At 62.7% G+C, this 22985-nt stretch carries 19 protein-coding genes; 12 read left to right on the forward strand and 7 right to left on the reverse strand.

The window, feature by feature from the left end:
- Positions 1-43 precede the first annotated feature (43 nt).
- From BGRAMDRAFT_RS36240 to BGRAMDRAFT_RS12875, 7 genes are all read left to right on the forward strand, one after another.
- Positions 44-1717 carry a hypothetical protein gene (locus BGRAMDRAFT_RS36240; protein WP_006049178.1) on the forward strand — a complete coding sequence of 558 codons (1674 nt, stop codon included), beginning with the start codon at positions 44-46 and terminating at the stop codon, positions 1715-1717.
- Positions 1718-1772: 55 nt separating this feature from the next.
- The gene (locus tag BGRAMDRAFT_RS12850) at positions 1773-2267 is read left to right on the forward strand and encodes an arsenate reductase/protein-tyrosine-phosphatase family protein (RefSeq protein WP_157140616.1); all 495 of its coding nucleotides are present in this window, start codon (positions 1773-1775) and stop codon (positions 2265-2267) included.
- On the forward strand, positions 2264-4528 hold the full coding sequence (locus tag BGRAMDRAFT_RS12855) for a polysaccharide biosynthesis tyrosine autokinase (protein WP_006049180.1): 2265 nt from the start codon (positions 2264-2266) through the stop codon (positions 4526-4528). The genes BGRAMDRAFT_RS12850 and BGRAMDRAFT_RS12855 overlap by 4 nt, the downstream gene beginning before the upstream one ends.
- Positions 4525-6678, forward strand: coding sequence for a glycosyltransferase (locus BGRAMDRAFT_RS12860; protein ID WP_006049181.1), 2154 nt, complete (start codon positions 4525-4527; stop codon positions 6676-6678). Before BGRAMDRAFT_RS12855 ends, BGRAMDRAFT_RS12860 begins: the two co-directional genes overlap by 4 nt.
- Positions 6679-6727: 49 nt before the next feature.
- Positions 6728-7768 carry an EpsG family protein gene (locus BGRAMDRAFT_RS12865; protein ID WP_006049182.1) on the forward strand — a complete coding sequence of 347 codons (1041 nt, stop codon included), beginning with the start codon at positions 6728-6730 and terminating at the stop codon, positions 7766-7768.
- 62 nt (positions 7769-7830) lie between these two features.
- A complete protein-coding gene (locus tag BGRAMDRAFT_RS36105) occupies positions 7831-8937 on the forward strand; it encodes a glycosyltransferase (protein WP_409372867.1) in 1107 nt (368 codons plus the stop codon).
- On the forward strand, positions 8934-10136 hold the full coding sequence (locus BGRAMDRAFT_RS12875) for a polysaccharide pyruvyl transferase family protein (RefSeq protein ID WP_006049184.1): 1203 nt from the start codon (positions 8934-8936) through the stop codon (positions 10134-10136). Before BGRAMDRAFT_RS36105 ends, BGRAMDRAFT_RS12875 begins: the two co-directional genes overlap by 4 nt.
- A gap of 109 nt (positions 10137-10245) precedes the next feature.
- Here BGRAMDRAFT_RS12875 and BGRAMDRAFT_RS12880 read toward each other — a convergent pair whose 3' ends face one another.
- The 3 genes from BGRAMDRAFT_RS12880 to BGRAMDRAFT_RS12890 all read right to left on the reverse strand — a co-directional run bounded on the left by BGRAMDRAFT_RS12880 (position 10246) and on the right by BGRAMDRAFT_RS12890 (position 12397).
- The gene (locus tag BGRAMDRAFT_RS12880) at positions 10246-10866 is read right to left on the reverse strand and encodes a LysE family translocator (RefSeq protein ID WP_006049185.1); all 621 of its coding nucleotides are present in this window, start codon (positions 10864-10866) and stop codon (positions 10246-10248) included.
- Positions 10867-11047: 181 nt separating this feature from the next.
- The gene (locus tag BGRAMDRAFT_RS12885) at positions 11048-11593 is read right to left on the reverse strand and encodes a hypothetical protein (protein WP_006049186.1); all 546 of its coding nucleotides are present in this window, start codon (positions 11591-11593) and stop codon (positions 11048-11050) included.
- Positions 11594-11815: 222 nt separating this feature from the next.
- Entirely contained in the window at positions 11816-12397 is a 582-nt protein-coding gene (locus BGRAMDRAFT_RS12890; RefSeq protein WP_044021046.1) for an IMPACT family protein, read from the reverse strand.
- A 223-nt stretch (positions 12398-12620) separates the two neighbouring features.
- Here BGRAMDRAFT_RS12890 and BGRAMDRAFT_RS12895 point away from each other — a divergent pair, with 223 nt between their 5' ends.
- Positions 12621-13247, forward strand: coding sequence for a LysE family translocator (locus BGRAMDRAFT_RS12895; RefSeq protein WP_029966487.1), 627 nt, complete (start codon positions 12621-12623; stop codon positions 13245-13247).
- A gap of 24 nt (positions 13248-13271) precedes the next feature.
- Here BGRAMDRAFT_RS12895 and BGRAMDRAFT_RS12900 read toward each other — a convergent pair whose 3' ends face one another.
- A complete protein-coding gene (locus BGRAMDRAFT_RS12900; RefSeq protein WP_006049189.1) occupies positions 13272-13640 on the reverse strand; it encodes a hypothetical protein in 369 nt (122 codons plus the stop codon).
- 252 nt (positions 13641-13892) lie between these two features.
- Between BGRAMDRAFT_RS12900 and BGRAMDRAFT_RS12905 the strand changes: the two genes are divergently transcribed.
- Entirely contained in the window at positions 13893-14522 is a 630-nt protein-coding gene (locus tag BGRAMDRAFT_RS12905) for a 2-hydroxychromene-2-carboxylate isomerase (RefSeq protein WP_006049190.1), read from the forward strand.
- Here the strand turns inward: BGRAMDRAFT_RS12905 and BGRAMDRAFT_RS12910 are convergent.
- From BGRAMDRAFT_RS12910 to BGRAMDRAFT_RS12920, 3 genes are all read right to left on the reverse strand, one after another.
- Complete coding sequence (locus BGRAMDRAFT_RS12910) at positions 14504-14761, reverse strand: DUF2866 domain-containing protein (protein ID WP_006049191.1); 258 nt, start codon at positions 14759-14761, stop codon at positions 14504-14506. The two genes, BGRAMDRAFT_RS12905 and BGRAMDRAFT_RS12910, sit on opposite strands and share 19 nt — an antisense overlap.
- A gap of 141 nt (positions 14762-14902) precedes the next feature.
- Entirely contained in the window at positions 14903-16672 is a 1770-nt protein-coding gene (locus BGRAMDRAFT_RS12915; RefSeq protein WP_006049192.1) for a peptidoglycan D,D-transpeptidase FtsI family protein, read from the reverse strand.
- A 251-nt stretch (positions 16673-16923) separates the two neighbouring features.
- Positions 16924-18465: a methyl-accepting chemotaxis protein gene (locus BGRAMDRAFT_RS12920; RefSeq protein WP_006049193.1), complete on the reverse strand. Its 1542-nt coding sequence runs from the start codon at positions 18463-18465 to the stop codon at positions 16924-16926.
- Between the two features lie 539 nt (positions 18466-19004).
- Here BGRAMDRAFT_RS12920 and aepX point away from each other — a divergent pair.
- The 3 genes from aepX to BGRAMDRAFT_RS12935 are packed head-to-tail and all read left to right on the forward strand — an operon-like array spanning position 19005 to position 22977.
- The gene (aepX, locus tag BGRAMDRAFT_RS12925; RefSeq protein ID WP_006049194.1) at positions 19005-20729 is read left to right on the forward strand and encodes a phosphoenolpyruvate mutase; all 1725 of its coding nucleotides are present in this window, start codon (positions 19005-19007) and stop codon (positions 20727-20729) included.
- Positions 20726-21889, forward strand: a complete 1164-nt coding sequence (gene aepY, locus BGRAMDRAFT_RS12930; protein ID WP_006049195.1) for a phosphonopyruvate decarboxylase — start codon at positions 20726-20728, stop codon at positions 21887-21889. The genes aepX and aepY overlap by 4 nt, the downstream gene beginning before the upstream one ends.
- Before the next feature lie 20 nt (positions 21890-21909).
- A complete protein-coding gene (locus BGRAMDRAFT_RS12935; RefSeq protein WP_006049196.1) occupies positions 21910-22977 on the forward strand; it encodes a 2-aminoethylphosphonate aminotransferase in 1068 nt (355 codons plus the stop codon).
- Positions 22978-22985 lie beyond the last annotated feature (8 nt).

A 22985-nucleotide genomic window follows, 5' to 3' on the forward strand; every position in this document is an offset into this window, starting at 1 on the left:
GACTGCGCTTTGTGCTGGCTGGATGCGTGCGGGAAGCGGCACGATGAACCGCCGCTCCGCAATCGGACTCTCGGCCGGGATGGCAGTGCTCGGCGCATCCGCGGTCTCGCCTGGATGGGGCGAGCCGCAGCGGAACGACTCTGCCGGTGGCTTTCGCTGGCTGCATGATTTTGCGCGGAAGGGCGCGGGTGCGAGCGACGATACGGGCACGCTGCAGCGCGCGATCGACTTTGTGCGCGATCTCGGCCTACGCACGAAAGACACCTCCTGCTTGCCGAGCCTGCTGATTCCCGCCGGCCGATATGTCCTGACCGACACGATCGATACCTTGCCCTGGATCAAGCTGCGTTCAGTGGGCGGCGTTCTGCTCGACTTCTCGACGATGCCGGTGGGTCGCGACGGCCTGACGTGCAGAAACGAAACGATGCTTCCGTCGACCGAATTGCGCTTCCCCGGCAACCGTTCGCCATTCCTCGATGGAGCGGGAGGCACGATTTCTATCCTCGGCGCCGGCGTGGCACGCGCGGAAGGGCGGGGCATCGTGATGGGCAATCGGCAGCCCTCGTTTTCGGGTGAGGTACGAGACGCGGGTGGCCGCAACGTTGTGATCACCGGTTGGCGCGGAGCGCTCGCGATCGATCCCATCAATACCTATCTGAGTGCATGGCATTCGTGCCGGTTCGAGCAGAACCGCGAACATGGTATTTGCGTCGCATCCGCCGATGGAAAGAGCGTCAACAGCGGTGAGCGGATGACCTTCGCCGATTGCACGTTTTCCGGTTCCGCGCGAGCCATTGCAATCGACGCCGACAGCATGGATTTCGTTTTCGACGCGTGTTCGTTCGACTTCAACGGCGACGTCGTGCATTTCGGGCCCCATGCGAGTTTCGGTACGGTCGCCTTCAATCACTGCCACATAGAAGGTATCGACGGCTTGCTGGTCGATGCCGCGCAGGCGGGCAAGCATCTTCGCACGGTATTCCGCGATTCGATCGTGCTGCCGAGGCACTGGAAGCGTAAGGACTTGAGCAACACACCGCGTCAACTGGTGGCGGGCAAAGCGAAGTTTTCCGCTTCCGGCGTCGAGTGGCGATTCGAATCTCCCGCTCAAGGCAGCCTGACGGCTTTGATCGGTGACGAAGTGCCGGTCGAGTCAGTGTCGGCGATGAGCTTTCAGCAAGTCCACGCGCTGCCCTGGCGAGGAAGCGTGATCAATGCCGACGGTCTCTTTGAACTGGACACTCCTGGCACACCGGCCGGCGCGCTCACCCATTGGAGCGCATCGGTGACCGCAGGCGCCGATTTCGCAGGAAGCATTGTGGTTGCGGGTCCGGCTGCGGACGCCACTGCGGCTACGCAGAGCAGCGCATCGGCGAAACGAAAGCAGGCTCTCCACGTGAGCTTGCCTGATGCAGGCAACGCGCGGTTCTCCGTGGCGACGCGAGCCGCTTTCCCGGTTGTACCGGGCGACGTCCTCAACGTGGCCTGCAGCGCAGCGACGACAGGTGTAACGGGCCGCGTGAAATTCGCGTTCCACTTCGATGCCGCGCCGGGCGTTCCATTGAGCACAAGCGAATCGCAAAGCGCCGCGCATGAACTGCCGGCCGCGCAAGCAACCGTTCCAGCGGGCGCAACGCAGGCGATGGTCACTGCCGCTTTCATTGGATGGACGGGGCAGTTGCAAATAGATGAACTGGCGGTATGGCGCTCGTCATGACGCCGGTGTGCGAAGTCGAATTCCTCGGCACACCGCAATACAGAACCAAAGACAGATGATCTCCAACGTTTTGACCGTTTGCCAAGGCAACGTATGCCGCAGCCCTATGGCTGCGGCTCTTTTACAGCAGAAGATCGAGGGCGTGCACGTACATTCCTGCGGACTTGCGGCGATGGTCGGGCAACCGGCGGCGAGCAACGCCGTCGCGGTGCTTTCAGAAGTCGGCGTCGATATGCGGGAACACCGCGCAAGGCAGTTGACCTGGCAACTGGCAAGCCGGGCAGATCTGATTCTTACGATGACCGCGCGGCAGAAGCAAACCATTGAGTCGCTTTTTCCCGTGATGTGCGGCCGCATATTTCCGGTGCGCGGCTTCGACCACATGGATATCGACGACCCCATGGGCTTGTCCCTATCGGCGTTTCGCCAGTGCAGGGAGAGCTTGACGGTGGGTATCGACTACTGGGTAGAGCGGCTAGGGAAATTCAACGTGCGGTCCGCTGATCGTCATCGCGATGACGCGGCCCACGTCAAGGGGGTGGCACAGTGAACCAGTCCCACGCTTTGCACGAACCCGCCAACGCGGATAAGGATTTCGATCTCGCGGCGATTCTCGATGTGTTCCTGCTTTACCGGCACATGATGCTGTGGATCTTCGGCGCGCTGTGTGTTCTCGGTCTTGCCGCAGTGCTGCTTTCCGATCCGCAGTACGAGGCGGACATGGTGACTCAGGTCGATGAGAGCAGCAGTGCGAGTACCGCGTCGTCGCTGCTGGGTCAGGACCTTTCGTCGATGCTCGAGGTCAAGTCTTCCGCCGATACGGAGATGCAGGTGCTGCGGTCGCGGCTCGTCGTGGCTGCGGTCGTCGACGAGTTGGGCCTGTACATCGAAGCCGAGCCAGTTCGCTTCCCACTCGTCGGCCGGGCGATCGCACGCGCCAGCAAGGGATTATCGCGCCCCGGTTTGCTGGGCATGGGCGGCTATACGTGGGGTGAAGAGCGCGCGGATGTCGAACGCTTCGACACGCCCAGCGCACTGATCGGATCGGCGTACTCGTTGACCGTTGCTGGCGCGGGCGCGTACCGGCTCTCCGGACCTGGGTTGAAGCAGGATGTGGTCGGCCGGCTCGGCGCAACCGAAACCTTCATGACCGACGACGGTCCGCTGACGTTGTGCGTCGGCGCGTTTCATGCTGCGGTTGGTGCCCGCTTCAAGCTCACGCGGCAATCGCGCCTCGAGACGATTGGCAAGCTGCAGGACAGCCTCTCGATCAGCGAACAAGGAAAGGATTCCAACGTGCTGCGCGTGAAGTTGCGCGGCGCCGATCCGGTACGGATCACCGAGGTGCTCAACCATCTCGCACAACACTACCTGGAGCAGAACGAGGCGCGCAAAGCCGAGCAGGCCGCGCGGTCGCTTGCGTTCCTGCGCGGCCAGGTGCCTGGCTTGCGCGACAGACTGGACAGCGCGGAAAAAGCCTATGCGGTAATCCGCAGCAAGTTTGGATCGGTGGATCTTGAAGGCGAGGCCAAAAAAATACTGCAACTAGCGGCCGACAATGAGATACAGGTCGCCACGCTGCAGCAGAAGAAAGCCGAAGCGTTGACGCGTTTCGCGCCGACCAACCCGACCGTGATGGCTCTCGATAGACAGCTAGCAGTTCTGCAATCGCAGTCGAGTGGACTCAATCAACAGATCGACGGCCTGCCGGAGATGCAGCGCCAGGTGGTGAAAGCGGAGCGCGACGTCAAGATCAGCAACGATCTATACGTGGGCTTGCTGAACAACATCGAACAACTGCAGATTCTGCAAGTGGGACGGGTCGGCAACGTCCGCGTTCTCGACGAGGCGTTGTTGCCCGACCGCCCGGTTCGCTTCTGGCGTTTTCTGCTGTGCCTCGCGGTCATCGCCGTCGCGTTACTTGCAGCGGTCGGCGCCGCGTTCATTCGCGACCTTCTGTTCCATGGGATTGCGGATTCCCGCGAACTGGCGGAGCGCACAGGTCTCGACGTGCTCTCCGTGGTGCCGGTGGCGCGCAGGGGCGGATTCCATTGGTCCGGATACTTTGGTCGGGAAACGCGTCCGCGGCGTCCGCTTGCTTTTATCGACCCAGCAGATCCGGCAATCGAAAGTTTGCGCAGTCTGCGCACTGCGCTGCAATTTTCATTGTCCGATGGCGGCGGTAACGTCGTGATGTTCACCGGGCCGTCGCCGAATGTGGGCAAATCGTTTATCGCGTCCAACGTCGCCGCGGTCGTGGCCCGCACTGGCAAACGTGTCCTGTTGGTCGACGGCGACCTGAGACGCTGCGGACTCACTCGCGCATACGGCTGCATTTCGGCAGTCGGACTGTCCGACGTGATCGCCGACATGGGCAAACTGGACGCGTCGATCCGCAAGCTGGAGCGCTCGACGCTCGACTTCCTGCCGGCTGGCGCGATGCCGCCGAATGCGGCCGACCACCTCGGTAGTGAACGCACAGGCGATCTTTTCAAGGCGTTGTCCGCGCGCTACGACCTCGTGGTCGTCGACACCGCGCCGCTGTTGCCGGTGCCCGATGCGGCGATTCTCGCGCCATATTCAAACGGCAACATCTTCCTGGTCGCTCGCGCCTCGGTCACGAAGGCTGCGGAAATGGAAGAGTGCATGCGCCGCTTGCAGCATGTGGGCGTTGCGGTGAAGGGCGTAGTGCTCAACGGAATCGATCGTCATGCAGGGCGCTTCCGCAATGGCACCACCTATGGCACGTACCGCTACGGGCGCTCACGAGGTGAAGATGCCCGTCCGATGATGGACGGAGCGCAAGAATGAATTCGCGCATCCGTGACGCTCGCGCTGCGTCGGTGCTGCTGGTCAGCGCGTCGATGTCGGCGGGCCTGGCGTTCGCCGTGCAGGCAGTGCTTGCGCGGTCTCTGTCGCCGGCGGACTACGGGCGGTTCGCTGCTGCGCTCGCTGTCGTGACTATCGTTGCGCCGGCGGTCGGGTTCGGCGTGCCGTCGTTCTGGCTCAAAGCGTACGGCAGCGAGGGTTGGTCCGCGAGTCGATGGATGGAAGCATCCGTGCGTTTCGTCACCCGCAGCGCGCTGGTGTGTCTTCTCGCTGCCGCCTTGTGGGCATGGCTAGGCACTCCGGATGCGCAGACCGGTGCACTGCTGTTATTCATGCTGCCGGCGGTGCTGACGCAAGGCGCAATCGAGATCGCCTCGGTGAAGTTGCAACTGGAGGAAAAATTCGGCCGGGTTGCAATGTGGCAAGGACTACAGCATGCCGGACGTCTCATGTTGCTTCTGGTGTGCTGGCGGTTGGGCGCAAGCAGCCTGATTGTCGCGGCCGGCTTTGGCTGTATTGCCGTCATTGTGACGCTCGGCGCATGGCAGTCCGTCTCGGCGCTGCGAAGCGGCGCGGTGCACCTGATCGGGCATGGACCAAAACTCGCGGAACGATTTTCGCGCGAAGGACTGCCGACGCCGCCCGTCATGGAACTGTGGCGCAACGCGCTGCCCTTCGGTGTATCCGGCCTGCTGTTTTATGCGTACGGCCAAAGCGGCCTGGTTATCGTCTCGCACCTGGGCGAACCTCAGGACGTCGGCGCATACAGCGTCGCGTTGACGATTGTTAGCGCGCTTTATCTGTTGCCGACGGTTCTGTTCCAGAAACTGCTCATGCCGCGTCTTCATCGATGGGCCGCATCGGGCGACGAACGTCTCGAGCGGATGTATCGGGAAGGCGGCAGATGGATGTTCGTCTCAGGTCTCGCGTTGGGCGCGATTGCGGCGCTGCTCGCGCCGGTCGCCATCCCGCTGGTGTTTGGCAGGCAATACGGGCAAGCGGTGCAAGTGGTCGTCATCATGGCACTGAGCACACCGTTCAGATTTTTAACGGTCTGTGCGTCGTCCTTGATGACGACCCGCAACCTGATCCGCGTGCGCAACTGGTGCGCCGCCGCCGCGCTGCTGTTCAGCGTGGTCGCTGGACTCATCGGCGTGCTGGTCGCGGGCACTGTCGGCGCAGCCGCCGCTTCGGTGATGGGCGAAGTGGTGTGGGCGGTGCTGTCCGTGCTGTGCGCTCGCCACTTCCTGTTCCGCGAACGGCAGCGGCCGATATCCGGCATCGACGCGCGGCCAGATGCCCGCAGCATGTCGCCAATGCCTCCGGAACAGATTCCTGTGTGCGTAATCATTCCGTGCTTTAACTGCCGCGACACGATCGGGCGTGCGGTTCAGTCTGTCTTCGAGCAAACGTGTCGTCCGCAGCAGTTGATTCTCGTCGACGATTGCAGCACGGATGGCACGCGCGAATTGCTTCGCGAATTGGCGCAGATTTATCCGCGCAATTGGCTTCGCGTACTTCTGCAGCCGCGCAACGCGGGGCCGGGTGCGGCGCGTAACGCCGGATGGTCCGCGACGACGCTGCCGTACATCGCGTTCCTCGACTCGGATGACAGCTGGCATCCGTCGAAAATGGCGACGCAATACAAGTGGATGCGCGCGCATCCCGAGGTGGCGATAACCGGGCATCCTGTGGCGCAACTCGAAGCCGGCGATCAGCCGGCGTCTCAACCGTGGCCGGCTCGTATCGCGCCGCGCTGCGTATCGCGGCGACGCGTTCTGTTCTCGAACCGCTTCACGCCCTCGAGCATTTTGATGCGCGCGGACGTCGGCGCACGTTTCGATGAAAACAAGCGCCACGCCGAAGACTATTTCATGTTGCTGGAAGTGGTGCTCGTGGAGGGAGGCGAGGCCTATCTGTTCCCTTCCGCGCTTTCGTACATTTACAAGGCGCAGTTCGGCGCGCAAACCGGACTGAGCGCCCAGCTCCTGAAAATCCAGAAAGGCGAGCAGGACAACTACCTGCGCTTGCGCCGTCGACGAGTGATCGGTCCTGGTGAATGGCTGTGTTTTTCCGCCTTGAGCGCGGCGAAATATCTGCGGCGCTGCCTGCTGTCACGGAGGTTTGCGTGAGACGCATAGGGGCGATTACCGCAACACGACAAGCGGGGTGGTGCGGCTCATGACGTACTACCTCGTGCCGTTGCTGTTCTTCTATCTCGGCGTCGCGCTGTGCGTTGCGTACGGTGGAACCAGCACCGCTGTCATTGTGACGTGTGCGCTGCCGATGGTCGCGCTCGCGGTCTTGCGCGGCCATTGCGGCACCGACACGGCCGCCTACTACCAGGCGTTCGCCGATCTGGGCCAGGGAAACGGCTATGGCGGCGAGCCGCTGTTCAATGCGTATGCGAGGCTTCTCTGGGCTATCGAGCCCGACCCGCGCTTCGTCGTCAACAGTGTGTCGATGACAACCGCGCTGCTGTTGCTCTGGTCCATTTCACGCAGTCGTCATGGCATCTGGTTCGGCGGCCTCGTGCTCGTGCCCGGCATGTTCTATGAACTGACCATGAACGTGATGCGATTCGGCCTTGCGGCTTCGATCTTTCTGCTGGCCACGCGCTTCTCGCCGCAGCGAAAGCCGCTTCGGTATTTCATCTTCGCGGTGGTCGGGACGTGTGTGCATTTCTCATCGGCATTGCTGTTCCTGCTCTTTGTCGCGACCACGCGGCGCGGGCACACGATCATGTTCGTCGGTGCGGCGCTGGCTGTCGCCGGCGGGTCGTTGCTGGTCCCAGGCTACCTCGCCGACAAGACGAGTCTTTACACCGGCATCGAAGCGCCCAATGCAACGTCTGGATTGCTGTTCCTGTTGATCCAGTTGCTCATGCTGGGCGTGATGGTCATGCATCGGCGGCAGTTCGCGATTCCACCCGTCGGCTGGATGATTTTTGCCGTGCTGGCAGCGGCGCTTTACGGCATGACACAGGTCACGTATGCGGGCATCCGCTTCCAGCTGATTCTCGTCTATCTGATGCTGGTTGTGCTTTGGCGTCAGTTTGCTCCGCCGACGGGGCGGATGAACACAAGGTTGGCGGCGTGGCTGTTCGCCATCGGTCTCATCGCACTCGCGGGACGAATCCACAACATGAGCGATGAAGAAGGTCGTGGCGCATCGCCATTCCTGCCTTATCGCGCAGCGCCAGAATTGCAGAATATGGAGTAGTGATCTTGCGGCAAAAAATCGTACACGTAACAGAAGCGCTGGGTGGCGGCGTGCTGCATTGCGTGGTTCTTCTAGCTAATCGTCAGGCCGCTGCGGGCGATGACGTCGTTGTGCTCCATTCCGTGCGCAAAGATACGCCGCTTAACGCAACGCTGAATAAGTTGTTCGATCCGCGCGTGCGTCGCCGGGTCGTGGAAATGCAAACTGCCATAGGAGTTCGCGACCTCTCGAGTCTGGGCAGGCTTTTCGTCGAGCTGTTTCGGGAGCGGCCCGACATTGTTCATCTCCACTCGTCGAAGGCGGCGGCGCTAGGCCGCATCGCCACGCGGTTGCTCGGACTAAGCGGGTGCACGATCTATTCGCCGCACGGGTTTGCGTTTCTGAAAGAGGACACGTCTGCGTTAAAGGCAAAGCTGTTCCTGTTAATCGAACGGACGCTGCATGCAATGGGCGGGCACATCGTTGCATGCTCAAAAAGCGAATGGCGTTACGCGCGAATGTTGCTTTCGAATCCGCAACGCACGAGCCTTGTCGAGAACGCGGTGAAGCTCGATGACTTCGGGGCCGACACCACGAGACAAACTCGCGAGCAGGTCGTCGTATGCACGTCGGCGCGCGTTACCTATCAGAAGGCGCCGTGGCGATTCACGCAGCTTGCCCAACGTCTCGCGCGAGCATCCAACGTCCGTGCTGTGTGGTATGGCGATGGCGAAGCGGAAGCGATTGATCGCTGGATCGATCGCGAGGTCGTTGAGTTGAGTGGATGGATTGCCGCGCCGGAATTGAGGCGAGCGCTTCAGCAATGCGACATCTTCGTTTTGCCTTCGCTATGGGAGGGCATGCCGATTGCGCTGATAGAGGCGCAGGCGGCGGGGTTGCCGGCGGTCGCCAGTCGCATCGTCGGCAATCGGGATGTCATCGTCCACGGCGTGACCGGCTTCCTCGCAAGCAACGATGCGGAGCTCGAGCATTACACACGTCGATTGATCGACGACCCGCAATTACGCGAACGAATGGGCACGGCGGCGGCGAAGCATGCGCTTGCCCGGTTCGACGACGCCCGATTGTTTCGCTCTTACGTCGGCATTTACCGGCGTCTGCTGTCGCCAGTGCATGCTCATCATTCGCCGGCCCTGACTCGCGCACTTTCAACAGAGGTCTTGAAATGAACGACTTCGACGTAGCGGCGCCGGCCGCCGCGCAATCGAATGGGTGCAATAAGGGCGGACGTGGCCGCAGCACAGCTCGCGCATCGGGTAGCCGCACGACCCGCATTGCTTTCTTCGGATTCTATGGAAGGCGCAACTTCGGCGACGACCTGTTCGGATATCTGTTGCAGTCCATATCGCTTCGGGCACGAGGCATCGAGCCGTTGATCGTGGGCGCTTCACCGGCGCAAGAGTTGACGCACTCGTTCCATCTGCCGGGGGCACGTAGCCTATGGATGCGAAGAGGCGGAGTCGGTGCCGCGGTACGCTCGGTCACTTATGTTGCAGCGATGTTGTCTGCGCGGGCGGCCATTTTCGGTGGAGGCTCGCTATTTGGTGCTAACGCTTCGCTGTCCTTTGCGAAGCTGATCGTTCGTTTGGGCCGGCGGCTCAGCAAGCCGGTCGCAGCGCTTGGCGTTTCGGTCGGACCGTTTGCATCGGTAGAGCGGCGAAGCGCATTCGAGGCTGTCCTTCGCGACATACCATACGTGGCCGTGCGCGATGAAGCGTCGGTTCGCCTCGTCGCCGAAGTGACAGGATCGGCGCCCGTCAATCTCAGGGATCTTGCTTTTGCGTTGCCTGCGATCTACACGCCAAAGCGCAGACCGTCTGATAGACGAACGCTGATCGTGTCCATTCACCTGCGCCAATATACTGACGCGGTGCTTGCGATACTTGCGTACGTCGACAGCCAGCGGCTTGTGGATGAAGTGCTATTTGTCTCGCTGGACGAAGAAAGTGTTGCGGTGACAGGAGACATCGCTCGCCTGTTCTCGCCGTCGAACGTTTCGGTGGAGCGTTTTCGATACGGGGACTCGATCACAGCGGTCGTGGATCTACTCGCCGCAGCGGCCTGTGTCGTTACTTCGAAACTGCACGGCGCGATCGTCAGCTTTGTGTATGACGTCCCAACAATGCTGTTCTGCTACCAGCCAAAGTGTGCGGAATTCCTGCGCGACAATGCATTACCGGGTCCGCATGAGCCGCTGCCGGTCGAGGACGTCTGCGTCGATCATGTCGCCCGGCTTCTTACGCAAGAGACGACAAAAGCGCGCTATGGCGACGCCGAGTGGTATCGCGACCGGTTCACTGATTTCATCGCAGACGCCGGCAATGGCGGACACGCGCGGTTGCCGCTTTCCGACGAGGTCGTGGGATAGGCTAGGCGCATCCGGCTGCCGTGATCCGGCAATTCGATCCGGAATGTAGTTATGTCGGAACACGGTCGCCGTTGGCCGTGTTTCTTCCGACCCGCACCTCAACGCCGCCCTAACCCCGCCTAACCATCAAAAACCCCACCCCCATCGCAGCCAGAAACGCCCCACAGCATCGATTAAACCACCGCCTCACCCGCGCGCGCACCAGCCACTTGCCGAGATACATGCCGGCCCACGAATAGAGCGCGATCGCCACGCATTCGAGCACGAGAAAACTCGCGCCGAGCACGGCGAATTGCGGCAGCATCGGCTTCGCGATGTCGACAAATTGCGGTAAAAACGCGGTGAACACGAGGATCGCCTTCGGATTGCCGGCGGCCACGAGAAACTCGCGCCGCGCGACGGTCGCGAGCGATGCGCACTGCTCCTGCGTGGTGTCGATGGCCGGCGCGTCGCTGCGCCACAGTTGAATGGCAAGCCAGATCAGGTACGCGGCGCCGGCCAATTTGATCGCGAGAAAAAACCACGCCGACGCATGCAGCACGACCGCGAGGCCGGTCGCGGCCAGCACGATCATCGCCGCGAACGCGACGAGCCGTCCCACGCCGCCGAGGAACGCCGTCATGAAGCCGTGCCGCGCGGCGACGTTGATCGATAGAAGATTGTTCGGCCCAGGCGCGAGATTGATCGCGAAGCAGGCGGGAAGAAAAAAGAGCCAGGCGGTAGTGGACATGGAGCCTCGCGGAGTGAGTGCTCATGGGCGCCGGCGCGGTTGGCGCGGCACGCACAAGAGCGCAGCAAAAAAGCAGCGGCATGCGCTGCTTCCAATTGTAGCGAACCGGGCGGCGCGTCTCTCCTGGTATCTCCGCTACCGTGCGTTGCGCACATAAACGTACACGTCTACGTCGCGCCCGCTAGTTCACAGCGTTGATGAACCCGGCGTCCTTCACCAATGCGTCGACGCTGAGCTTGACCGTGTCCTCGATCGCAACAGTGTTGCTGGTGAATTTCGGCGACTTCCGTTTGACGGTTTTGGTGGTCGAGAACACGACCTTGTGCGTGACGGCGTCGGTCACGACATAGCGCATCTGCAGAGTCCAGAGCGCCGGCGTGCGAACGTCGTCGACGCTGAATTTTTCGATGCTGCCGCTCAGCAGTTTGCGCCTGTCGTCGAGATGGAAGCCCACCACCTTCAGGCGGCTCGCCACACTCTCGCGCACGGTCTCGCTGATGTCGTTCTTCAGCACGACCACGGTCATCGCCGTATTTTCGATGCGGTTCGGCGACACGCGGCCATCGACAGCCGGCATGTAGGCGAAGTCGCGCGCGGGCGCGACGCTGAGCCAACCCGTGGACGAAGCGGCGGCGCGCGGCGCACTATGACTGTTGAGACCGAACCACGACCATGAGCAGGCCGACAGCATCAAAGGCAGCGCGACGGCGCCGCAGCCCTTGAGCATTGTGATTCGTATAGACGCTGACGGGCGCGCAAGATGCGGCACAAGCGAACGATGCCGCGCCGATTCGGGCGCTGCGTGGGGACAAGCGGCGGTCGAGATCAGAGGAGTGGCCCTTTAAGTGGTGGCACGTGCTGGCGGTACATTCATACGCCGTTCGAGAACAGCATGGTAACAGCGGCCACTCGCAAGCCATCTTCTAAATAAAACTCGAACGCGCCGCTATCAGAAGAAGCCGGCCTTGCCTTGCGTCATATCGACCAACGTGCGGCGCGCGTCGTCGATTTTATTGACCGGCAAACGGATCGTCATTTTCACGAGCATTGCGTGCGCGGTATCGGCGAGCGCGTAGCTTTCCGCTTCGATCCAGCGACGCACCTTGGCTTCGTCGGCGTAACCGACTTCGACGATCAGCGATCCTTGAGCAATCCGTTCGACGCGCGGCGCGTCCAGCAGCGCGGAGGCGATCGCGTCCGTATAGGCGCGCACGAGGCCGCCCGCGCCGAGCTTCACGCCGCCGTAATAGCGGACGACGGCGGCCAGCACGCCGTCCAGATCGTGATGCCGCAGCACTTCGAGAATCGGCCGGCCCGCGGTGCCGGAAGGCTCGCCGTCGTCGGACATGCCTGATTGGCCGCCTGCCAGCAACGCCCAGCACACATGCGTCGCGGCCGCATGCTCGTCGCGCAGACGGCGCAGTTCGTCCATCGCGGCGTCGCGATCCTCGACGGGTATCGCATACGCAATAAACCGGCTCTTGCGAATCTCGAGTTCGTGGATGTGCCGCGCCGACAACGTGTAAGTCACCTGGAAATTCCGCTCAATAGCCTGCGATAAAAAACGTCGGAGCCGGCTTTCGGCCCAGACTCGAATCATAGCGACTTTGCGATGCGGGCTGTCGTGCGAGCGCGAACGCAAGCACCAACGCAACCGCAAGCAGGCACAAGCGCGAGCGCGGTACACTTTGCGGAGCACGAATTGAACGGAACCGCCAATCAGCAGGAAACCGCGAGGAGACAGAATGAACAGCATGCTCGAGTTGTCCACGTTAGGCACCTTCGTCGCCGTCGTACTCGGTCTTTTTCTGATTCCGGGGCCCGCGGTCCTGCTGGTTCTGACACGCACGGTTCACGGAGGACGCAAGGCCGGCATCTTCACCGGCCTCGGCATTGCGGTGGGCGACTTCGTTCATACGCTCGGCGCGGCAGTCGGTCTTTCAGCGTTGCTGATGACGTCGGCGCTCGCCTTCAACGCGGTCAAGTGGATCGGCGCGCTTTATCTCGTCTATCTCGGCATTCGGGCCTTGCGCGAAAAACCGGCGAGCGGCGAGATGCCTGCGAGCGCACCCGTGTCGGCGTCGAAAGCGTTCTTTCAGGCCATTCCCGCCGAAGTGCTCAATCCGAAAACCGCGCTCTTCTTTCTCGCGTTTCTGCCGCAGTTCGTGCATCCCGAGCACGGGTCGACGTTCTTGCAGTTCACCACCTTGGGCCTGATTTTCGTCGGCATGAGCGCGCTTTACACGACGCTGATCGTGTTGACGATTCGCCCGCTCGGCAGACTCGTTGGGCGCCTGACGTGGCTGCGCCGCTGGCAGAACAAGATTATCGGCGTGCTGTTCATATCGCTCGGCCTGCGCGTAGCGACGCAAACGCGCTAAGCGGGCGGCCGCGCGCCGCGACGGCTAGATGTTGCGGCGCTGTCTTCGCAAACGCCCTTCGCGCGCGTATTCGATCTGTTCCTGAGTGCGCACCGCGAGCCTTTCCTGCTCCGCACGGCTGATTTGCCGCGTATCGTCGATTTCGCCGACGCGCAGTACTTCCTGCGCGAGGCGGATACGCAGCGTCATGAGCGGTTCGCCGCGTTCGACGAGCGTGCGGTCCGCGGCGCGTGCCTGCTGCACGCCGCAGTCGATCAGATTGCGCAGTTCGAGCAGCGTAAGCCGCTGCCGCTGGATTTCGAGGATGAGCCGCTGCACCGCGCGCTCGTCACGCGCGCGCCAGAAGGCGCGCAGCTCGGCAAGCGTGGGAGGCTCGAAGGGAGGAAGACGCATTGCTCATACGAAAAGTACTGTATATACGTACAGTATATCGCGACTTTTCGCGGGCGCGCGTAGCGTTTGCCCGGAGCTTCAATTCAGCGCCAGCATGACCGACGCGCCCATCACGACGACGGCAAGAAGCATGGCGACACACAGATCGAGCGGGTAACGCATCATGCTTTCACCATCGGTTGAGAAACGCGAAGACTGTCATCATAGGCAAGCTTGCCCCGCTCGACTGTCAGACATTGCAAGAGGGAAGAGATGAACCCCACCACTGCTTCCACAGCGCCGGCGCGCGACATCGAATTCTGGTTCGACTTCGGCAGCAACTACAGCTACCTGAGCGTGATGCGTATCGAGGCTGAGGCTGCTGCGCGAGGCGTGCGTATTCATTGGCGGCCGTTTCTGCTCGGGCCGATTTTTCGCGCGCTGGGTTTTGACAATTCCCCGTTCGTCCTGCAGAAGGAGAAGGGCGCCTACGTCTGGAAGGATATGGAACGGCAGTGCCGCAAGTACGGTATCGCGCTGACCCGCCCGAGCGTTTTTCCGCGCGCCGCGCTGCTCGCGATGCGCGTCGCGTTACTCGGCGCCGAGCGCGAATGGATCGCTGCGTATTGCCGCGAGATCATGCAGCAGAACTTCGTGCATGACCGCGATATCGGTTCCGTCGAAGTCGTGGGCGAAGCGCTCGTCAAACTCGGCTTGCCCGCTCAGCAGATCATCGCTGAAGCGCAAAGCGACGCGAACAAGCTGCGTCTGCGTGGACAGACAGAAGCGGCCGCGGCCAAAGGCATTTTCGGCGCGCCCACGTTCTTTATCGGCGATGAAATGTTCTGGGGCAACGACCGGCTCGAAGACGCGTTGGACTTCTGCTATTCGTCGCCGTGCTGACAGAAGCGCCGCCCCGGCACATGCGAGACGACAGCCTGGGCGATCTCGAGCGGCGTGCTCTCGGCGGGCACCACGCGGCGGCTCGCTTCGGGCGTGTGCTTCATCGTCCATTCGACAAGCCGGTATGAACGTCCCCAGGGCGGCTGCAGCGGGTCGGAGACCCTGCATGAGTGAATCTGCCCGACCCATTCGTTGCCAGGCATGGCGCGCAGATGCTCGAACACCGCGTCCTCAACCATGGTTCGTCCTCCTTCTTTTTCGCAGGCATGGAGTCTTTCTTTTGCGCGTCGGCAACATCGCTGAAAAAAACGCCGCCGATGATCTGGCGGCTCAACAGGGGATGTTGAGCCGCATGGTTGCAGCAAAGAATTAAGCGAGACTTAAGACGGTGCAAATGCGTGTGCGGCGTTTTGTCCGTCGACGCCTCGCGCATCCGGCGGCACGCCGAGCAGTAGCAGTGAGCCGCCTGTTACCGCGCTGAACACGGGGCCTGCGACAGTGCCGCCATAAAACGCCTTGCCGGCCGGATCGTCGATCATCACCGCGACGATCAGGCGCGGGTCGCTCATCGGCGCCATGCCGACGAAGAGCGCGCGATAACGGTTCTTCGCGTAGGACGCGCCGACCTGCTTGCGCGCAGTGCCCGTCTTGCCGCCGATGCGATAGCCTTCGACGGTTGCGGCGCGCCCCGTGCCGCCGTCGCCTGTGGCCATTTCGAGCATCGAACGGATCGCGCGCGCGGTGGCCGGCGTAGTCACCGCGTGGCCCGTTTGCGAAGCGGCGGCCGCGGCATCGATGTTCTCACGCACGAGGCGCACCGGATGCATCGTGCCGTCGCCGGCATAGGCGGTGTAGATCTGCGCGATCTGCAGCAGCGACGCCGAGAGCCCATAGCCATACGCCATCGTCGCCTGCTCGATAGGACGCCAGCGTTTGTACGGCCGCACCTTGCCCGACGCCACGCCCGGAAAGGTCAGCTCGGGCCGCATGCCGAGTCCGTACTCCTGATATTTGGCCCAGATTTTTTCGGCGGGCAGATTGAGCGCGAGTTTGGCGAGTGCGATATTGCTCGATTTCTGCACTGCTTCGGCGACGGTCATCGCGCCGTGATTCGACGTGTCGTGGATCACCGCGGGGCCGATCTTGTACCAGCCAGGCGCCGTGTCGATCACACTTTGCGGCCGCACCTTGCCTTCGTCGATGGACAACGCGACGACCACCGGCTTGATCGTCGAGCCGGGCTCGAACGTGTCCACCACCGCGCGATTGCGCAACTGCCGGCCCGTGAGGCGCGCGCGATCGTTTGGATCGAAGCTCGGATAGTTGGCAAGCGCGAGAATCTCCCCGTTGCGCGCGTCGAGCACGACCACGCTGCCGGCTTCCGCGCGATGCTTCGCGATGGCGTCCTTTAACTGTGCATACGCGAGCTGCTGGATGCGCCGATCGATTGTCAAATGAATCGTGTCGCCGTTCTGCGCGGGCACGAGCGGCCGCGTTTCCGACACCACGCGGCCAAGCCGGTCGCGAATCACTTCGCGATGGCCCGGCACGCCGAGCAACTGTTCGTTGGCGGCAAGCTCGACGCCTTCCTGCCCGTTGTCCTCGATATCCGTAAAGCCGACCACGTGAGCCGCCGATTCGCCTTCCGGGTAGAAACGCTTTGAATCCGCGATCTGCGTGATGCCCGCGAGTCCGAGCTTCGACAGATGCCCGGCCGTGTCCGCGTCCACCTGGCGTTTGAGCAGCACGAAGGTCTTGTCGCCGTTCAAACGGCGGCGCAGTTCCGCGAGCGGCAGATCGAGCAGTTTCGAAAGCGGCGGCAGCGCGGCTTCGTCGAGCAGCTTCGGCGTTGCCCAAATCTCGTAAGTCGCGAGACTGACGGCGAGCATCGAGCCATTGCGGTCGACAATGCGCCCACGCGTCGCGTCGAGTTCGATCGTGCGTTGATAGCGCTTTTGCCCCTGATCGACATAGAAGTCGCGGTTCACCACCTGCACCCAGAACGCGCGGCCCGCGAGCGCGGCAAACGCGGCGAACACCAGCACGACGATGAACTTCGAGCGCCACATCGGCAGACGCGCAACCAGCAACTGGTTCTTCGCGACGGGCGCATAAGAATCGCGCGACGGGGATTTTTTCTTCGGGATCATGGCGGTCCGACTGACAGCGGATTAACTTGCGGCAGCGCTCATTGTAATGAGAACGTAATCTGTATGCGAGATTACCGCAAGCCAACACGCGCGACAGACGTAAAAAAGCCACGCGGACTTGAAAATCCGCGCGGCTCATTTCGTTCGATTGATGCGTCGATTTCGACGCGGCGTGTTAAAGAGGCGCTCGCTGCCTGTCGAGCGCCTTCTTTTTCACGCGTGCCTTCATGCGCTCCTTCGTGCGTGCGCCTTCACGTGGGCAACGCGAAGCTCGAGATCGCCTCGCGCAACACGCCCACCTGATCCTTCAGCGAATGCGCGGCCGCGGCGGCTTCCTCGACCAGCGCCGCGTTCTGCTGCGTGACCTGATCCATTTCGCCGACCGCGCGATTCACCTGCTCGATGCCCGCGCTCTGCTCGCGCGACGCATTGCTGATTTCCTCGAGAATCTCGTTCACGCGACGCACCGACTGCACGATCTCGCCCATCGTCGAGCCCGCGTTGGCAACCAGCGACGCGCCGGCTTCCACCGTGGTCGTCGACGTTTCGATCAGCGCCTTGATTTCCTTCGCGGCCGTGGCCGAGCGTTGCGCGAGGCTGCGCACTTCGGCGGCGACGACGGCGAAGCCGCGTCCCTGTTCGCCCGCGCGAGCCGCTTCGACCGCCGCGTTCAACGCGAGAATGTTGGTCTGAAACGCAATGCCGTCGATCACGCCGATGATGTCGCCGATCTGCCGCGAGCTCGTCGTGATCTCGCCCATCGTGCGGACCACGTCGTCGACGACGCGGCTGCCGCGCGTGGCGACGTCGGCGGCTTGGCCCGCCAGTTCTGCCGCCTGTTGCGCGCTGTCCGCGTTCTGCTTCACGTTGACCGTCATCTGATCCATGCTCGACGCCGTCTGCACCAGCGCCGCGGCTTGTTCCTCCGTGCGTTGCGACAGATCGGTGTTGCCGGCGGCAATTTCGCTCGCGCCGACGTTGATGTTTTCCGTACCGGCGCGCACCCGCGAAACCGTATCGACGAGACCGGCCTGCATGGTTTGCAACGCATGCAGCAGGCTGCCGGCGTCGTTGTCCTTGACCGGCACGCGCACGGCGAGATTGCCGCCCGCCATCAGTTGCGCATGTTCGACGGCCACTTCCAGATCGCCGCCGAGCGAGCGGCGCACGCTGCGCAACACAAGCAGCATGATGCCCGTGGCGATGCCGCCGAGCGCAACCGTGATCGCGAGCCAGCGCAACAGGCCCGCGTAAAACGCGCGCTGCACGTCGTCCATGTACATACCGGTGACGACATACCAGTCCCACGGCTGGAAGTGCTGCGAATAGCTGGTCTTCGCCACGGGTTTGTCGCTGCCGGGCTTCGCCCACAGGTAGTCGACAAAGCCGCCGCCTTCGTGATTGCCCGCGTTCACGATATCCACGAACAGATGGTTGCCCGCCGGGTCCGCGAACTGCGCGAGGTTCTTGCCGACCATCTCTTTCTTGAACGGATGCATCAGCATGACGGGCTGCGAGTCGTTCACGGAGATGTAGCCGTCCTTGCCGTAGCGCATCGATTCGAGCGTGGCGAGCGCCTGCTTCTTCGCTTCGTCTTCGGTGATGGCGTGCTGTTGCGCCATTGCGTAGTAACGGGCGACCACGTGGTTCGCCTGATCGATCAGCGACGTGAGCTGGTCGCGCCGGTCGCTAACCATCGACGCACGGTTTTGCCATGCGCCGAAGCCGCCGATCAGAATCAGGCCGAACCACAGGACGGCGATCATTGAGGCTAATTTTTTGTTCAGAGTCATAGCAAAGAATGGTGCTTGGCAAAGGGTCGATCGGATTGGGCTGTGTGCTTCTCGCTGACTCTGTTTACGGCAGGTTTCACTTTGCTCATGAGGGCAGGGGAAACCCTTTGCCAATGCGCGTTTCGTCTGATTAAAGGGTGTGGGCGGAGGTAATGCACCTGATGCGAAAGCATTTATTTAATTCTGCGCAGTTAATAAAAAGCATTATCCGCAGCGACGAGTCTCTGATTAATAAAAAGCCGGTGCCGAGAAATGGAATTAATTCCGCGATGACGCGCACCAACCCAACCCGGCAAGCCTTCGCATCAATAAACCACAAAACGCCACTCAATTCCAAAGCGCTTGCCAGCGCGCCTGCGCTGCAAAAATCGACACATTTCTCCACTTAAAAGCAATACAGCAAAAGCACAGCCGTCTAAATGACGACTAAATGAAAATTCCGCTATAGTCGCCATTTTCCAGTCGCCAGCCGGGCAAAAAGAGCGCCGATAAACCCGCAAGCAGGCCCGCCAATAAGCCCGCCACCAGGAGTACAGAACATGAACGCCCGCGAACCCGCCTTCGTCTCTTCTTCACGCAGCGCACGTCTGCGCCAGATGCTTGTCAGCAGCGAACTCGAATTCATGATGGAGGCGCATAACGGCCTCTCCGCGCGCATCGTCCGCGAAGCCGGCTTCAAGGCGATCTGGGGCTCGGGCCTCGCGATCTCCGCGCAATTCGGCGTGCGCGACAACAACGAGGCAAGCTGGACCCAGGTCGTCGACAACCTCGAATTCATGGCCGACGCGAGCGATCTGCCGATCCTGCTCGACGGCGACACCGGCTACGGCAATTTCAACAACGTGCGCCGCCTCGTGCGCAAGCTCGAACAACGCGGCATCGCCGGCGTGTGCATCGAAGACAAGCAGTTCCCGAAGACCAATAGCTTCATCAACGGCGAGGCGCAGCCGCTTGCCGACATCGACGAATTCTGCGGCAAGATCAAGGCCGGCAAGGACTCGCAGTCGGACGAGAATTTTTCGATCGTCGCGCGCGTGGAAGCGCTGATTGCCGGTTGGGGCATGGAAGAGGCGCTGCGCCGCGCCGAAGCCTATCGTCGCGCCGGCGCCGACGCGATCCTGATTCACAGCAAGCTCTCGCGCCCCGACGAAATTCTCGAGTTCGCGCGCGAGTGGGTGGGCCGCGGGCCGCTCGTGATCGTGCCGACCAAGTACTACAGCACGCCGACCGAAGTGTTCCGCGAAGCCGGCATCAGCACCGTGATCTGGGCGAACCATCTGATTCGCGCGGCCACGTCGGCGATGCAGGCGGTCGCACAAGAAATCCACACGAGCCAAACGCTAGTCAACGTGGAAGACCGCATCGCCGCGGTCAACGAAATTTTCCGTTTGCAGGACGCCGACGAGTATTCGGAAGCGGAAGACCGCTATCTGTCGAGCGGCCGCGCGGCAGGCGCCGCGGTCGTGCTCGCGGCGAGCCGCGGCAAGGGCCTCGAGGCCGTCACCGAAGACCGTCCGAAAGTCATGCTGCCGGTCGCGGGCAAGCCGCTGTTGCGCTGGCTCGTCGACGCGTTCAAGAAGCAGGGCGTCAACGACATCACGGTGGTCGGCGGTTATCGCGCCGATGCCATCGATACGGCGGGCATCAAGCTCGTCGTCAATGACAAGCACGAGCAGACCGGCGAACTCGCGTCGCTCGCGTGCGCGCTCGACAAGCTCTCGGGCGACACCGTGATCTCGTACGGCGATCTGCTGTTCCGCAGCTACATCCTGCGCGATCTGGTGGAGAGCGAGGCGGCCTTCAGCGTGGTCGTCGATTCTTCGTTGACCGATGCGGAAAACGCCAGCGTGCGCGACTTCGCGTGGTGCTCGGCTTCCGACGACCGCGGCCTGTTCGGCAACAAGGTCGTGCTGCGCCATGTGTCGAGCGGACAGGAGGCGTCGTCGGCGATCGCCGCACAAACGCCGCATGGCCGCTGGGTCGGTTTGCTCAACGTGCGTGGCGCAGGCCGCGAGCGTCTGCAGACTGTCATGGCGCAATTGCAGGCGCGCGCCGACTTTGCATCGCTCGATATGCCCGCGTTGCTGAACGCGCTGATCGAAGCAGGCGAGTCGATCGAAGTGCAATACGTGCACGGCCACTGGCGCGGCGTCAACGATCTCGAAGACTTCCGCCGCGCCGGCGACTTCGCGCACGGACAGACGCCGCTCGCGGCATCGGTCGGCGGTGCGGCCTCTGACGCAGCGAGCGGAGCGGCGCAATGATCGAAGCCGCACAGTTTGTCGAGGCGGCGCGCGAGCGCGGCTTCGACTGGTATGCGGGCGTGCCTTGCTCGTACCTGACGCCGTTCATCAACTACGTGTTGCAGGACGAGTCGCTGCACTACGTGTCGGCGGCGAATGAGGGCGATGCGGTTGCGTTGATCGGCGGCGTCACTCTCGGCGCACGCAACGGCCGCCGCGGCATCACGATGATGCAGAACTCGGGCCTCGGCAACGCCGTGAGTCCGTTGACGTCGCTCACGTGGACCTTCCGTTTGCCGCAATTGCTGATCGTCACGTGGCGCGGCCAGCCCGGCGTCGCGGACGAACCGCAGCACGCGTTGATGGGACCGGTCACGCCCGCGATGCTCGACACGATGGAAATTCCGTGGGAGACGTTTCCGACCGAACCCGACGCAATCGGCCCCGCGCTGGATCGCGCGATCGCCCATATGGACGAAACGGGCCGCCCTTACGCGCTCGTCATGCAAAAGGGCAGCGTCGCGCCATACGAATTGAAGGCGGGCGATGCCGGCGCGCGTCGTGCGCCGGTCGCGCCGCGTTCGCAATTCACCGGCGTGGCGGCGAGCGAACTCGCGTCGCGTCATGACGCGTTAAAGAAGGTGATCGCGCACACGCCGCTCGAATCGACGGTCGTGCTCGCGTCGACCGGTTTTTGCGGACGCGAGCTTTATGCGATCGACGATCGTCCGAACCAGTTGTACATGGTCGGCTCGATGGGCTGCGTCACGCCGTTCGCGCTCGGTCTCGCGCTCGCGCGTCCGGACCTGCACGTGGTCGCGCTCGACGGCGACGGTGCGGCGCTGATGCGCATGGGCGCGTTCGCGACAATCGGCGCTTACGGTCCGTCGAATCTCACGCACGTACTGCTCGATAACGGCGCGCACGACTCCACGGGCGGGCAGGCGACGGTCTCGCCGCAGGTCTCGTTTGCGGGCGTCGCGGCGGCGTGCGGCTATGCGTCGGCGGTCGAAAGCGACGATCCGGCTGTGCTCGACGCGCTGTTCGAGTCCGCGCCGCTCGACGGTCCGCGCTTTGCGCGCCTCGTCATTCGCCGCGGCACGCCTGACGGCTTGCCGCGTCCCACCATCACTCCGCCCGATGTGAAAACGCGTTTGATGCGTCACATCGGCGCCGCCTGAAGTCAAAGGAAGACGCGCCCATGCTGCTGCTCAATCCCGGCCCCGTGACGCTCACCGAACGCGTTCGCAACAGCCTGTTGCAGACGGACCTGTGCCATCGCGAAAGCGAGTTTTTCGATTTGCAGGAAGAGGCGCGCACGCGTCTCGTCGACCTTTACGGCCTCGACGCGAGCGAATGGCAAGCGGTGCTGATGACGGGTTCGGGCACGGCCGCCGTCGAAAGCATGACGGCCGCGCTGGTGCCGCAAAACGGCAAGCTGCTGGTGGTGGAAAACGGCGTGTACGGCGAGCGTATCGCGCAGATCGCCGCGCAATACGGCATTGCGCACGAAGCGCTCAAGCATGACTGGATGCAGGCGCCGGACCTCGCGAAAATCGCCGAACGTCTCGACGCGGACAAGGCGTTCACGCACGTCGCGGTGATCCATCATGAAACGACGACCGGGCGGCTGAACGATCTCGCCGCGCTCGGTGCGCTGTGCCGCGCGCGCGGTCTGCGTTTGCTGGTTGATGGCGTGAGCAGCTTCGGCGCCGAGGCGATCGACTTCGCCGATACGAGTCTCGACGCCGTCGCCGCGACCGCCAACAAGTGCCTGCACGGCGTGCCGGGTGCGTCGTTCGTGCTGGTGCGCCGCGCGGTGCTCGCGCAGGCGGCGAGCCGCACGTACTACCTCGACCTCGGACGGCTCGCGCGCCTGCAGGATCAGCGCAATACGCCGTTCACGCCGTCGGTTCACGCGTACTACGCGCTGGTCGAAGCGTTGCGCGAAATCGCCGACGAAGGCGGCTGGCGCGCGCGTCATGCGCGCTACGCGGCGCTCGCCGAGCAGGCGCGCGTGGGGCTGGCCGAGCGCGGCATCGATAGCGTGCTGGCGCCGCAGGAGTCGTCGGTCGTGTTGCGCGCGTACCGGCTGCCGAACGGCGTCACGTATCCGCAATTGCACGACGCGCTGAAGGCGCGCGGCTTCGTGATCTATGCCGGGCAGGGCGGGCTGTCGGCGGAACTCTTCCGCATCTCGACGATGGGTAACATCCACGCCGCCGACATCGACCGGCTGTTGCAGGGCTTCAGCGAACTGACGAGCTGATTGCGGTG

This window comes from Paraburkholderia graminis C4D1M (assembly GCF_000172415.1).
GTDB classification, from domain to species: domain Bacteria; phylum Pseudomonadota; class Gammaproteobacteria; order Burkholderiales; family Burkholderiaceae; genus Paraburkholderia; species Paraburkholderia graminis.